This window comes from Plantibacter sp. CFBP 8804 (genome assembly GCF_014841225.1).
Lineage (GTDB): Bacteria > Actinomycetota > Actinomycetes > Actinomycetales > Microbacteriaceae > Plantibacter > Plantibacter auratus.
The window spans coordinates 451,621-465,164 of the sequence record NZ_JACYTU010000001.1; the positions used below are offsets into that span (position 1 = coordinate 451,621).

Here is a 13,544-nt window from a genome sequence, read left to right on the forward strand (position 1 = left end):
GTTACCGGAGACGCCTGCGCAAGAGCAGGGCGGCTCCGCCCGCGAGCAGGCCGGCGGCGACGACGCCGGCCCCGCCGAGCTGCCAGCCCGTCAGCGCCAGGTCTCCGTCAGCGGAGGGTCGCGCTGTGGCCGAGGGGCCCGGCGACGCGATCGCCCCTGCTCCAGAACCTCCCGAGGGTGGGGCCGCGGTCGGCGTGACCGTCGGAGGAACCGGCTCGACCTGAGCGCCGGGCACCGACCAGGTTCCCGCGGCGAACGTGACGGGCAGGGTCGCCGCCGTGACCACTGACGACGGGATGCCCGACTCGAGGACGAGGCACTCGAGCGCGAGGGTCGCGTCGCCCTGTTCGACGCCGCCGTCCACGACCTCCTGGAACGAGATGGCCATCGGCACCTCGACCGGCTGCCCGGCGGCCACCGTGACGGTCGAAGACGTGACGACGGTGACCCCTCCCGCCGTCACGGAGAGGCGGGCGGCGTCATCCGCATCGGCGGGGCAGCCCGCGGCGAGCACCGCGGAGCCGAACGACGGGACGGCGCGCGCGTCACCTGACGTGACCGCGGCGCCGGTGGTGTCGCGCAGCGTGAGCGGTGCCGGCGCCGAGGCGGCGACAGCAGCACCGGCGCCGACGAGGCAGAGCACCGCGCTGGCGCTGAGCGCTGCCGTGACGAGCAGGGCGCGCCCTGCGGCACGGAACGGAGAACGGCGGATGACGGGGACAGTGGAAGACATCGGGACCTTTGGTGGGTGCGGTGGGCCTCCGGGACGGGGATACCCGGCGACGCCAGGACTATCGCCCACGCAGGTGAATGGGTCGTGAACGCCGGGCGTCCCCCACGGCACCGGCCGTTGGGCCGAGGTTCACCTCCGCTACCTACGATCGGCGCGTCCGTCCGATGAAAGTGATGCCATGCCCTTCGATCCCCGCCCCGAGCAGCCCGCGCCAACCGGTGGCGCATCGTCCGTGCCCGAGGAGAAGCGGGGCGCATCGGCCCGGTACGGCCTCTCCCGCCGGTCCTTCCTGGGGGCCTCCGTCGCTGCGACGGTCGCCGTGGGAGCGACCGCCCAGGGGCTCGGGAGCGCGGCCTCTGCCCAGGCCGCGCCGCTGCCGTCCGCGTCGGCAGTCGTCGACCCGGACGCGCTCTCCTGGCTCGTGTTCGACCACCACGTGCACTCGGTCTACTCGCACGACGCCAAGTACCCGATGACGACGATCCTCGACCAGGCGCAGCGCTTCGCGGTCGACGCGATCGCCTTCACGGAACACAGCAACAAGGGACATGCCAACGTCGGCGGGGTGTTCAACGCGGCACGCGAGATCGACACCGCGCGGGCGGCGCGGCCCGACATGCTCGTGCTCCAGGGGCTCGAGTGGTACATCCCGGGAGCCGAGCACGCGACCGTGCTGATCGCGCCCGGGCCCCAGACGACCCTCGTGCTGCGCCGCTTCGAGCTCGACCACGACGGCAAGCTCAACGGTTGGGAGAAACCGCGCCCCGGCACCGAAGACGCCGCCGAGTGGCTCGTGCACGCGACCGACGGCATAGCCTGGCTCGGCGCCCAGAAGCGTGCCGGCGTCATCGACGACGTGATCGTCCTGGCGAACCACCCGAGCCGCCTCGGCATCGACTCGCCCGGCGAGCTCCGTGCCTGGCAGGACGCCGACCCCGAGGTGTTCGTCGGCATGGAGGGCGCTCCCGGCGCCCAAGCCGGAGCGATCGCCGCGAACGCGACCGAACGCTCACGGCGTGGCGAGTACGAGAACACCCCCAGCGAGTTCTCGTTCCCCGGTTACCCCGCGGAGGCCTATCTGACCCACGGCGGCTTCGACTGGACGACGGCCGTCGTCGGCGGCATGTGGGACTCGCTGCTGAGCGAGGGAAGGCGCTGGTGGGTCACCACGAACAGCGATCTGCACCTCAAGGAGTCCGACGCGACACGCGTGGGCGACTTCCCGACGGGGCCGGGCTGGGAGTCCGGGGCGACGCTCGCGAACTTCAACCGCGCCGGCCGTCGGCCGGACCCGATCGCCACGGCCACGCCCCAGAACGGCGCCGACTTCTGGCCGGGCGAGTTCAGTCGGACGCACGTCGGGGCCGTCGACCGGTCGTCCGTCTCCCTGCTCGACGCAATCCGCGCCGGCCGTGTCTGGGTCGACCACGGGCACCTCGTCGCCGGGCTCTCCGTCGTGCTCCGTGCCACCGACCAGCCGGAGACCGGCGTCACCTTGGGTGGGACCCTCACCGTCGAAAGCGGCACAGCCCTCGAGCTCGTGGTCGACGTCACGCCCACGACAACGCCCACCTCGCGGGGCACGACGCCGAGACTCGCGCACCTCGACCTGATCCGCGGGCGCGTCACCGGGCCCGTCGCCGACCGTGACGAACAGCGCGCACCCGGCACCCGAGTCGTCGAGATGCTCGACGTCGCCGACCGCAGCGACTCCCCGTTCCGTGTGGTGGTGCCGCTCGAGCCTGCCACTGAGGACGGCTACGTCCGCCTTCGCGGCAGCGACGGCCAGGTGCACGGGGTCGGTCCACTCGGCGCCGAGGTCGACCCGCGGGCACCCCAGCCGTACCCGGTCTCCCCAGCCGACCCCTGGGCCGACACCTGGCTGTACACGAATCCGATCTTCATCAGCGTGCGCTGAGACTGGTCCGGGCCTGCCCGGACCAGCGGTGTGCTTCAGGTCATACATCGGAGGGGACAGAGGCGCTTCATCCGTCGTGGGACGTCTCCTGAAGTGGGCCCTGCCGGGATCGAACCGACGACATCCACGGTGTAAGCGTGGCGCTCTACCAGCTGAGCTAAAGGCCCGCGATCAGATGGAACCATCCGATGCGACTCGTCGAGTCTAGCCGGAGTCCCCGTCGGAGCCGGAACGCTCCACAACCCGGGCCCACGCGCATCCGTCGCGACACCGGACGATCGATCGGGCGCGGTGACAGTCGCTGGCCGTACGATCGAGGGGATGGATACGACGATCCCCACCCCGTACGAAGACCTCCTGCGCGACACGCTCGAGCACGGCGCCACCAAAGGCGACCGCACCGGAACCGGCACGCGCAGTGTGTTCGGCCGCCAGCTCCGCTTCGACCTCTCCGAGGGCTTCCCGCTCATCACCACCAAGCGGGTGCACTGGAAGTCCATCGCCTACGAACTCCTGTGGTTCCTCCGCGGCGACGGCAACATCCGCTGGCTGCAGGAGCACGGCGTCTCCATCTGGGACGAATGGGCCGACGACCAGGGCGAACTCGGCCCCGTGTACGGCGTGCAGTGGCGGTCCTGGCCAACCCCCGACGGCTCCCACATCGACCAGATCTCGCAGGTCATCGACCAGCTGCGCACCGATCCGAACTCGCGCCGCATCATCGTCTCCGCCTGGAACGTCGCCGACATCCCCAACATGGCGCTCGCCCCCTGCCACGCCTTCTTCCAGTTCTACGTCGCCGACGGCAAGCTCTCCTGCCAGCTCTACCAGCGCAGCGCAGACCTCTTCCTCGGCGTCCCCTTCAACATCGCCAGCTACGCGCTCCTCACCCACCTCGTCGCCGAGCAGGTGGGCCTCGAGGTCGGCGACTTCGTGTGGACCGGCGGCGACTGCCACATCTACGACAACCACCTCGAGCAGGTGACGGAGCAGCTCACGCGTGCCCCGTTCCCCTACCCGAAGCTGCGCATCAACACGAAGCGCGACAGCATCTTCGACGTGGAGTACGACGACCTCGAGATCGTCGACTACCAGCACCACCCCGCCATCCGAGCGGCCGTCGCAGTATGAGCCTGGCGCTCATCTGGGCCCAGGCCCACGACGGGGTCATCGGCGCCGACGGTGACATGCCCTGGCACGTCCCCGAAGACCTCGCGCACTTCAAGGCGCTCACCGGGTCGGACGCGGTGATCATGGGACGCCGCACCTGGGATTCACTCCCCCCGCGGTTCCGTCCGCTCCCAGGACGCCCGAACATCGTCGTCACCCGCGATCACGCGTGGTCCGCCGACGGCGCGATCGTCGCGCACTCCCTGGAGGACGCGTTCGAAGCGGCACAGCTCGCCGGCAACGGCCAGGCCTGGGTCACCGGCGGCGCGGGTCTCTTCACCGAAGCGCTCGCGCTCGCCGACCGGCTCGAGGTGACCGAACTCGACCTCGACGTCGCGGGCGACACCTTCGCACCGACCATCGGCGAGGAGTGGGTGCCGATCACGATCGACCCGGCACACGGTTGGTCGGAGTCACGAACGGGCGTCCCGTACCGGTTCATCCGCTACGAGCGCGCACCCGAGGTCACGATCACCGGCTGAGACGCCCGGCGACCGGATCGACCAGCGCGAGCCGCGGCTCAGGCCGGCTGACGCAGCTCTTCGAGCGCGGCGCGGTAGGCCGCGAGCGAGCGGGCTTCGCCCGGTGCCGTGATGAAGCTCTCACGGATGATGCCCTGCTGGTCGATGAGGAAGGTCGCACGGTTCGCGAACCCCTTCTCCTGCAGGAACACCCCGTACTCCTTGGCGACCTGGCCGTGCGGCCAGAAGTCGGCGAGCAGCTGGAAGCCGTACTGCTCCTGCTCCGCCCACGCGCGCAGCGTGTGCTTGGAGTCGACGGAGATGCCGACGAGCGTGACCTGGTCGTCCGTGAACAGGCTGAGGTTGTCGCGCAACTCGCACAGCTCCCCCGTGCAGGTACCGGAGAACGCCAGCGGGAAGAAGACGAGGGCGACAGCCGAACTGCCGCGGAACTGACTCAACCTGACGAGTTCACCGAACTGGTTCGCCAGTTCGAAGTCGGGTGCCAGGGTGTCGTTCTCGAGTGCCATGAGGGTCCTTTCAGGCGGGTTCGCCTGCTCCGGATCGCCCGAGCGGTGGACGGGTCCGATCCGGTCACACATCCTAACCCCGCACCGCAGCTGCACAAACCCGGAGGGGTGCGCCGCTCGGTCACCGTTCCCTGGGGTGACCGGATAGGGTGAAAGGTGGCGCCCGCGTCCATACCCATCAGGACGCATGGAGTTCACCATCACAACCCAGGCACGATCTGCCACGAGAGAAAGGTCGACGGTGACTGTTCACGACCAGGATCCATACTCGTCCAACCACGTAGACGCCGATCCTGAGGAGACGTCCGAGTGGAATGAGTCCCTCGACGCCCTCGTCGACGAACGTGGCCGCGGTCGCGGCCGCGACATCATGCTGAGCCTCCTCAAGCGCTCGAAGGAGCTGCACCTCGGCGTGCCGATGGTGCCCACCACCGACTACATCAACACCATCGCCTCGGAGAACGAGCCCGACTTCCCGGGCGACGAGGACATCGAACGCCGCTACCGCGCCTGGATCCGCTGGAACGCGGCCATGACCGTGCACCGCGCGCAGCGCCCCGGCATCGGTGTCGGCGGACACATCTCCACCTACGCGTCGTCGGCCGCGCTCTACGAGGTCGGCTTCAACCACTTCTTCCGCGGCCAGGATGCCCCGGGCGGTGGCGACCAGATCTACATCCAGGGCCACGCCTCCCCCGGCACCTACGCCCGCGCCTTCCTCGAGGGCCGCCTCAGCACCGACCAGCTCGACGGCTTCCGCCAGGAGAAGTCGCACGCGCCGCACGGGCTCTCCTCGTACCCCCACCCGCGCCTCATGCCGGACTTCTGGCAGTTCCCGACGGTCTCCATGGGTCTCGGCCCGATCAACGCGATCTACCAGGCGCACCTTGCCAAGTACGTCACCAACCGTGGCATCAAGGACGCCAGCGACCAGCAGGTCTGGGCGTTCCTCGGCGACGGCGAGATGGACGAGGTCGAGAGCCGCGGCCAGCTCCAGGTCGCCGCGAACGAGGGCCTCGACAACCTCAACTTCGTGATCAACTGCAACCTGCAGCGCCTCGACGGCCCCGTCCGCGGGAACGGCAAGATCATCCAGGAGCTCGAGAGCTTCTTCCGCGGTGCCGGCTGGAACGTCATCAAGGTCATCTGGGGCCGCGAGTGGGACGACCTCCTCAACCGCGACACCGACGGCGCGCTCCTCAACCTCATGAACGTCACGCCCGACGGCGACTTCCAGACGTACAAGACGGAAGACGGCGCCTACGTCCGCGAGAACTTCTTCGGCCGCGACGAGCGCGCCCTGAAGCTCGTCGAGGGCTACACCGACGACGAGGTCTGGAACCTCAAGCGCGGCGGCCACGACTACCGCAAGGTCTACGCGGCGTTCAAGGCGGCCAGCGAGCACAAGGGTCAGCCGACGGTCATCCTCGCGCACACCATCAAGGGCTACGGCCTCGGCCCGAGCTTCGAGGGCCGCAACGCGACCCACCAGATGAAGAAGATGACGCTCGACAACCTGAAGACCTTCAGGGACACGATGCGCATCCCGATCACCGACTCGCAGCTCGAAGAGAACCCCTACCTCCCGCCCTACTACCACCCGGGCGAGGACGACGAGGCGATCCAGTACCTGCACGAGCGTCGCCGCGCGCTCGGCGGCTACGTCCCCGAGCGTCGCAGCAAGTACACGCAGCTGAACCTGCCCGACGACTCCGCGTACGCGGCAGCGAAGAAGGGCTCCGGCACGCAGGAGATCGCCACCACGATGGCGTTCGTCCGACTGCTGAAGGACCTCCTCCGCGCCAAGGACTTCGGCAACCGCATCGTCCCGATCATCCCCGACGAGGCACGCACCTTCGGTATGGACGCGTTCTTCCCGAGCGCGAAGATCTACAACCCGAACGGTCAGCACTACACCTCGGTCGACCGCGAACTGCTGCTCGCCTACAAGGAGAGCCCGCAGGGTCAGATCGTGCACGTGGGCATCAACGAGGCGGGCGCCGTCGCGGCCTTCTCCGCGATCGGAACCTCGTACTCGGTGCAGGGCGAGCCGCTCATCCCGGTCTACGTCTTCTACTCGATGTTCGGCTTCCAGCGCACCGCCGACGCCATCTGGGCGGCCGGCGACCAGATGACCCGTGGCTTCATGATCGGCGCGACCGCCGGTCGCACGACGCTCACGGGTGAGGGCCTCCAGCACGCCGACGGCCACTCGCTGCTGCTCTCGTCGTCGAACCCCGCGGTCGTCAGCTACGACCCGGCCTACGGCTACGAGATCGCGCACATCGTGCGCAGTGGTATCCAGCGCATGTACGGCGGCGAGCACGAGGACCCGAACGTCATGTACTACCTCACGGTGTACAACGAGCCGATGGTCATGCCCGTCGAGCCCGAGGGCGTGGACGTCGACGGCATCGTGCGCGGTATCCACCGCATCAGCACGAGCGACAAGCAGGGCCCGAAGGCTCAGCTCATGGCCTCCGGTGTCGCGGTCCCGTGGGCGATCGAGGCGCAGCAGCTGCTCGCCGACGACTGGGGCGTCTCCGCAGACGTCTGGAGCGTCACGAGCTGGACCGAGCTCCGTCGCGACGGTCTCGCCGCCGACCAGCACAACTTCCTGCACCCACAGGAGGAGCGTCGTGTGCCCTACGTCACGGAGAAGCTGAGCGGTGCCGCAGGCCCGTTCGTCGCCGTGACCGACCACATGCACGCCGTGCCGGACCAGATCCGTCAGTTCGTGCCGGGCGACTTCGCGACGTTGGGGGCCGACGACTTCGGCTTCTCCGACACGCGCGCCGCTGCCCGTCGCTTCTTCAAGATCGACGGCCCGTCGCTCGTCGTCCGCACCCTCCAGCAGCTCGCTGCTCGGGGTGAGGTCGATGCGAGCCTCCCGCAGCAGGCGATCGACCGCTACCGCCTCCACGACGTGAACGCCGGCAACACCGGTAACGCGGGTGGCGAGAGCTGATTCCATCGCTACCACGGTGACGAAGACGAAGACGAAGGCCGAAACACTCGACTGGCTCCGCCGGATCTCGGGTGAGCTCGCGACCGCGACGCTCAAACGCCTCGAGGACACCCTTCCCTGGTACGCCGAGATGCCACCAGGCCGCCGCTCAGCGGTCGGCCTGGTGGCGCAGGCGGGCATCAGTTCGTTCATCTCGTGGTTCGACGATCCCCGGTCGACGCCGTGGATCGCCGCCGACGTGTTCGGGGCAGCTCCTCGCGAGCTGCTCCGTTCGGTCAGCCTGCAGCAGACGCTGCAACTCATCAAGGTCACCGTCGAGGTCGTCGAAGAACGCGTCGCGTCCGGAAGCGTCGACCTCCGCGAGGCGATCCTCCTCTACTCACGCGACATCGCATTCGCCTCGGCCGACGTGTACGCCCGTGCGGCCGAAGCCCGCGGACTCTGGGACGCCCGCCTCGAGGCCCTCGTCGTCGACTCGATCCTCAGTGGCGAGGCCGACGACGAGCTGCCCAGCCGGATCGCCGCCCTCGGGTGGCACGGTCACGGCGAGGCCTGTGTCCTGGTCGGGACGACCCCACGGGTGCTCGATGTCGACATGCTCCGCCGGACCGCCCGACACCTCGACGCCGACGTCCTCATCGGCGTCCAGGGCAACCGGCTCGTGCTCGTCCTGGGTCGCGCTGAGCTGCCCAGCACCGAGCCCGCAGACGGCGAACCCGTCGACGAGGCGGAACAGGCCGCTGCAGACGCCCGCACCAGCTCACAACTCACCTTCCTCGACATCGCCGCCAAGCTCGAGCACGGCTTCGGGCCGGGGCACCTGGTGCTCGGTCACGCCGTGCCATCCCTCATCGAGGCGTCGCGCAGCGCGAAGGCAGCACTGGCCGGCTTCGCCGTGGCGAAGTCCTGGCGCCACGCGCCCCGTCCGGTCGCCGCGGACGACCTCCTTCCGGAGCGCGCCCTCGCCGGCGACAACCTCGCGAAGACCACGCTCATCGAGCGGGTCTACCGCCCGCTCAAGGACTACTCCGGCGAGCTCGTGACGACGCTCTGGTGCTACCTCGACAACGGCCGCTCGCTCGAAGCGACCGCGCGCGAGCTGTTCGTGCACCCCAACACGGTCCGGTACCGCCTCAAGCGGGTCTCCGAGGTCATCGGATGGGACGCGACCGGTGCCCGCGAGTCGCTCATCCTGCAGGCGGCCCTCATCCTCGGCGCCATCGCTGAGCCTGAGCCGTCCCGACGTCGGCTGACCTCCTGACGCTGGCAGGGCCGTTCGACCGGTCGGTTTTGTGGACTCCACACAACACATTTTCCAAAGGTTCGTGGTGTTGCTCCACTGCTGGGCGTCCTCCGGTTGGCAGACTAGAGCGGTGATCGTCATCGCCTGCCCTGGACAGGGCTCCCAAACCCCCGGCTTCCTCGACCCCTGGTTGCAGGACGCCTCCGCGAAGGACGCGCTCGCGCGCTACTCCGACGAAGCCGGACTCGACCTCGCCAAGCACGGCACCGTCTCCGACGCCGACACCATCCGCGACACCGCGGTGGCCCAGCCGCTCATCGTCGCGGCCGGCATCGTCGCCTTGGACGCCCTGCGGAAGGCCCTCCCCGCCGACGCCGCGCCGTTCGGCGGCATCGCCGGACACTCCGTCGGCGAGATCACCGCGGCCTACGGCGCAGGCATCCTCTCGGACAGCGACGCCATGAGCTTCGTGAGCGAACGCGCCGTGGCCATGGCCGAAGCCGCAGCCACCACCCCGACGGGCATGAGTGCCGTCCTCGGTGGCGACCAGGACGCCGTCGTCGCGCACGTCCGTTCCTTCGGGCTGGAGCCCGCCAACTACAACGGTGGCGGCCAGATCGTCGTCGCCGGCGCGCATGACGCCCTCGCCCGCCTCGCCGACGAGCCGCTCAAGGGCACGCGGGTGATCCCGCTGCAGGTCGCAGGCGCCTTCCACACGAGCTACATGCAGTCGGCCCGCGACTGGCTGGCCGGCGCGAGCCGCACGGTCGAGCCCCAGGACCCGACGCTCCGCATCTGGACGAACCACGACGGCACCGAGGTCACCTCGGGTACGGCGTTCTTCGACCTCCTCATCGGCCAGGTCGCCTCCCCGGTACGCTGGGACCTGTGCATGGACGCGTTCAGCGCCGCAGGGATCACCGGACTCATCGAGCTCGCCCCCGCCGGGGCGCTCACCGGACTCGCACGTCGCGGCCTGAAGGGCGTGCCGACGGTCGCCATCAAGACCCCCGACGACCTGCCGGCAGCCCTCGACCTCATCGCCCAGCAGTAGCGCAGACGGAGAACCAGTCAATGACCACCCCCACCCTCAAGCAGTCGCGCGGTCCCGAGTTCACCCGCATCCTCGGCCTCGGCGCAGCTCGCGGAGACCTCAGCGTCCCGAACGACGACCTCGTCGGTCCGATCAACTCGTCCGACGAGTGGATCCAGCAGCGCACCGGCATCGTCACCCGCACGCGGGCGTCGGCCGACGTCAGCGCCGTCGACCTCGCAGCCGAAGCCGGCGCCGAGGCCATCGCGGCCGCGGGCATCTCGCCCGAACAGGTCGACCTCGTCCTCATCGCGACGATCAGCAACGTCCAGCAGTCCCCGTCGATGGCGGCCGTCGTGGCCGACCGCGTCGGAGCGAACCCCGCTGCCGCCTACGACCTCAACGCCGCATGTGCCGGATACGCCTACGCGATCGCCCAGGCCGATGCCCTCATCCGATCGGGCGCGGCCCACTACGCGCTCGTCATCGGCGCGGAGAAGCTGTCCGACATCGTCGACCCGACCGATCGGTCGATCTCGTTCCTCCTCGGCGACGGAGCAGGCGCGGCCGTCGTCGGTCCGAGCGACTTCCCCGGCATCTCCCCCACCGTGTGGGGGTCCGACGGCTCGAAGGCCGACGCCGTCGGCATGAGCGGTACGCTCACCGAGTTCCGCGACGGCACGGCCGCCTGGCCGACCCTGCGCCAGGAGGGCCAGACGGTCTTCCGGTGGGCGGTCTGGGAGATGGCCAAGGTCGCCAAGCAGGCACTCGAGGAAGCGGGCGTCGAAGCCTCCGACCTCGCGGCCTTCATCCCCCACCAGGCCAACATGCGCATCGTCGACGAGTTCGCCAAGCAGCTCAAGCTGCCGGAGACCGTCGTCATCGCGCGCGACATCGAGACCACCGGCAACACCTCGGCGGCGTCCATCCCGCTCGCCACCCACCGGCTCCTCCAGGGGCACCCCGAGCTCAGCGGCGGCCTCGCCCTGCAGATCGGATTCGGTGCCGGACTGGTCTTCGGCGCTCAGGTCGTCGTCCTGCCGTAGCAGGACGCCCGACGCGACTACACTCGACTACGGTCAAACCTCACCCAAGGAGTAGAACAATGGCACTGTCCACCGAAGAAGTCCTCGCCGGCCTGGCCGAGCTGATCAACGACGAGACCGGCATCGCGACCGACACCGTCGAGCTGGACAAGTCGTTCACCGACGACCTCGACATCGACTCGATCTCCATGATGACCATCGTCGTCAACGCGGAGGAGAAGTTCGACGTGAAGATCCCGGACGAAGAAGTCAAGAACCTGAAGACCGTCGGCGACGCCGTCGACTTCATCGTCAAGGCTCAGGGCTAGTCCCAGCGCAGTGCTGAAGGGTCGGCCGGCAGTTGGCCGACCGGCCCTTCAGCGTTCGAGGCGGCTCGTCCGTCCGGACACGGGCTCGACCGCCGCAGGGCTCGGACCCCCTCGTCGTCTCCACAGAAGGTTTGACTGAATGACCACCAAACGCATCGTCATCACCGGCATCGGTGCCACCACTCCCCTCGGCGGCAACGCCACCGACTCCTGGGACAACCTCCTCGCCGGCAAGAGCGGTGCGAGCCGTCTCGAGCAGCCATGGGCTGAAGAACTCGAGCTGCCCGTACGCTTCGCCGCGCAGGCCGCCGTCCCCACCGCGGACATCCTCGACCGTCGTGAGGTCAAGCGCCTCGACCCGTCGAGCCAGTTCGCCCTGATCGCCGCGCGCGAGGCCTGGCAGGACGCCGGCGCTCCCGAGGTCGACCCGGAGCGGCTCCTCGTCGACTGGGCCACCGGCATCGGCGGCGTGTGGACGCTCCTCGACGCCTGGGACACCCTGCGCGAGAAGGGCCCCCGCCGCGTCCTCCCGATGACCGTCCCGATGCTCATGCCGAACGGCCCGGCAGCGGCGATCGGCATGGACCTCGGCGCCCGAGGCGGAGAGCGCACCGTCGTCTCCGCTTGTGCGTCAAGCACCGAGTCGCTCGCCAACGCCTACGACCACCTCCAGGCCGGCCTCGCCGACATCGTCGTGGCCGGTGGCTCCGAAGCCGCCATCCACCCGCTCCCGCTCGCATCCTTCGCAGCGATGCAGGCGTTGTCCAAGCGCAACGACGACCCCGCCATCGCCTCGCGTCCCTACGACGTCGACCGCGACGGATTCGTCCTCGGTGAGGGCGCGGCAGCGCTCATCGTCGAGACCGAGGAGCACGCCAAGGCCCGTGGCGCCCGCATCTACGCCGAGCTCCTCGGTGGTGCGGTGACGAGCGACGCGTACCACATCACGGCTCCCGATCCCGAGGGTTCGGCAGCTGCCCGCGCCATGCGTGCAGCCGTCGAGAACGGTGGCGCGTCGCTCGACGACGTCGTGCACGTCAACGCACACGCCACGAGCACGCCCGTGGGCGACATCGCGGAGTACAACGCGCTGCGTCGGGTCTTCGGTGCCCACCTCGACGACATCGCCGTGACGGCGACGAAGGCCTCGACCGGCCACCTCCTCGGCGGCGCGGGTGCCATCGAAGCGGCCTACACGGCGCTCGCCCTGCACCACCGGGTCATCCCGCCGACCATCAACCTCGACAACCAGGACCCGGAGATCCCGCTCGACGTCGTCACGACGCCGCGTGAGCTCGGGTCCGGCGACCTGCTCGCCATCAGCAACTCGTTCGGGTTCGGCGGCCACAACGCGGTCGTGGCGTTCCGGAGCTACTGAGCCGTTCGCGACGGAGACGACGACGGGTCGTGGTGCATGCACCACGACCCGNACCGACCTCGCACGGTCCACGCCACGTGGGCACCCTGTCGTCTGTGAAGTTGTCTCGCGTGCGCGGTGCCGCCGCGCCGGCGGGGCCGGATCAGCCCACGTTGTGCAGCCAGATGACGGAGGACCCGTCGCCGGCGTGACGGAACGGCTCGAGTTCGTCGTCCCACGGCTGTCCGAGCGCGACGCGGAGTTCGCGCTGGAGTTCGGCGGCGTTCCCGGCGCCGACCTCCATGGCGTACCGGATGCGATCCTCCGGGACGACCACGTTGCCGATGCTGTCGGTCTGCGCGTAGAAGATCCCGAGGTCGGGCGTGTGCATCCACCGGGCACCGTCGGCGCCCTGGGCCGGGTCTTCGCTCACCTCGTAGCGGAGGTGCTCCCAGCCGCGCAGGGCTGAGGCGAGTGCGGCTCCGGTGCCGTGCGGGCCTTCCCAGAAGACCTCGGCACGCTGCGCACCGCGGAGGATCGGCTGGTCTTCCCAGTCGAAACTGATGGCACGACCAAGAGCGCGACCTGCCGCCCATTCGAGGTGCGGGCAGAGCGCGCGAGGCGACGAGTGCACGAACAGCACACCCTTCGTCATCGGTGTCGACATGATTCCTCCACTGCGTCCGGGTGCGTCTTCCCCAACGACCCATGCAGTGTGATCCATGTCGGTGTCCGGCTGACCGGACCTCCGTGTATGCAGTTGTTCGACTCGCGCCG

Annotated in this window: 12 protein-coding genes and 1 tRNA gene; 9 read left to right on the forward strand and 4 right to left on the reverse strand. The window is 69.4% G+C overall.

The annotated features are described in order from the left end of the window. Nucleotide 1: 1 nt before the first annotated feature. Nucleotides 2-733 carry a hypothetical protein gene (locus IFU11_RS02095; protein ID WP_192018041.1) on the reverse strand — a complete coding sequence of 244 codons (732 nt, stop codon included), beginning with the start codon at nt 731-733 and terminating at the stop codon, nt 2-4. 178 nt (nt 734-911) lie between these two features. Between IFU11_RS02095 and IFU11_RS02100 the strand changes: the two genes are divergently transcribed. Continuing rightward, a complete protein-coding gene (locus tag IFU11_RS02100) occupies nt 912-2,651 on the forward strand; it encodes a PHP domain-containing protein (protein WP_192018042.1) in 1,740 nt (579 codons plus the stop codon). Nucleotides 2,652-2,745: 94 nt separating this feature from the next. Here IFU11_RS02100 and IFU11_RS02105 read toward each other — a convergent pair. Continuing rightward, nucleotides 2,746-2,818: transfer RNA gene (locus IFU11_RS02105), tRNA-Val, on the reverse strand. Between the two features lie 154 nt (nt 2,819-2,972). Here IFU11_RS02105 and IFU11_RS02110 point away from each other — a divergent pair. After that, entirely contained in the window at nt 2,973-3,782 is an 810-nt protein-coding gene (locus tag IFU11_RS02110) for a thymidylate synthase (protein WP_192018043.1), read from the forward strand. Beyond that, nucleotides 3,779-4,303, forward strand: a complete 525-nt coding sequence (locus tag IFU11_RS02115; protein ID WP_192018044.1) for a dihydrofolate reductase — start codon at nt 3,779-3,781, stop codon at nt 4,301-4,303. The genes IFU11_RS02110 and IFU11_RS02115 overlap by 4 nt, the downstream gene beginning before the upstream one ends. A 38-nt stretch (nt 4,304-4,341) precedes the next feature. On the opposite strand, the gene IFU11_RS02120 is transcribed toward IFU11_RS02115, so the two are convergent. Then, entirely contained in the window at nt 4,342-4,812 is a 471-nt protein-coding gene (locus IFU11_RS02120) for a peroxiredoxin (RefSeq protein ID WP_064293656.1), read from the reverse strand. A 241-nt stretch (nt 4,813-5,053) separates the two neighbouring features. Here IFU11_RS02120 and aceE point away from each other — a divergent pair, with 241 nt between their 5' ends. From aceE to IFU11_RS02150, 6 genes are all read left to right on the forward strand, one after another. Next, on the forward strand, nt 5,054-7,780 hold the full coding sequence (gene aceE, locus IFU11_RS02125; RefSeq protein ID WP_085510736.1) for a pyruvate dehydrogenase (acetyl-transferring), homodimeric type: 2,727 nt from the start codon (nt 5,054-5,056) through the stop codon (nt 7,778-7,780). Between the two features lie 16 nt (nt 7,781-7,796). After that, on the forward strand, nt 7,797-9,041 hold the full coding sequence (locus tag IFU11_RS02130; RefSeq protein ID WP_192018045.1) for a PucR family transcriptional regulator: 1,245 nt from the start codon (nt 7,797-7,799) through the stop codon (nt 9,039-9,041). A gap of 112 nt (nt 9,042-9,153) precedes the next feature. Continuing rightward, on the forward strand, nt 9,154-10,077 hold the full coding sequence (locus IFU11_RS02135; protein ID WP_192018046.1) for an ACP S-malonyltransferase: 924 nt from the start codon (nt 9,154-9,156) through the stop codon (nt 10,075-10,077). A gap of 20 nt (nt 10,078-10,097) precedes the next feature. After that, a complete protein-coding gene (locus IFU11_RS02140; protein ID WP_079705772.1) occupies nt 10,098-11,102 on the forward strand; it encodes a beta-ketoacyl-ACP synthase III in 1,005 nt (334 codons plus the stop codon). Between the two features lie 59 nt (nt 11,103-11,161). After that, the gene (locus IFU11_RS02145; protein ID WP_056006457.1) at nt 11,162-11,410 is read left to right on the forward strand and encodes an acyl carrier protein; all 249 of its coding nucleotides are present in this window, start codon (nt 11,162-11,164) and stop codon (nt 11,408-11,410) included. Nucleotides 11,411-11,549: 139 nt separating this feature from the next. Beyond that, nucleotides 11,550-12,788 (forward strand): beta-ketoacyl-[acyl-carrier-protein] synthase family protein, encoded by a 1,239-nt coding sequence (locus IFU11_RS02150; protein ID WP_071260783.1) that lies wholly within the window; start codon nt 11,550-11,552, stop codon nt 12,786-12,788. Nucleotides 12,789-12,930: 142 nt separating this feature from the next. Here the strand turns inward: IFU11_RS02150 and IFU11_RS02155 are convergent, their stop codons facing one another. Further along, complete coding sequence (locus tag IFU11_RS02155; RefSeq protein ID WP_191940963.1) at nt 12,931-13,434, reverse strand: DUF3145 domain-containing protein; 504 nt, start codon at nt 13,432-13,434, stop codon at nt 12,931-12,933. Nucleotides 13,435-13,544 lie beyond the last annotated feature (110 nt).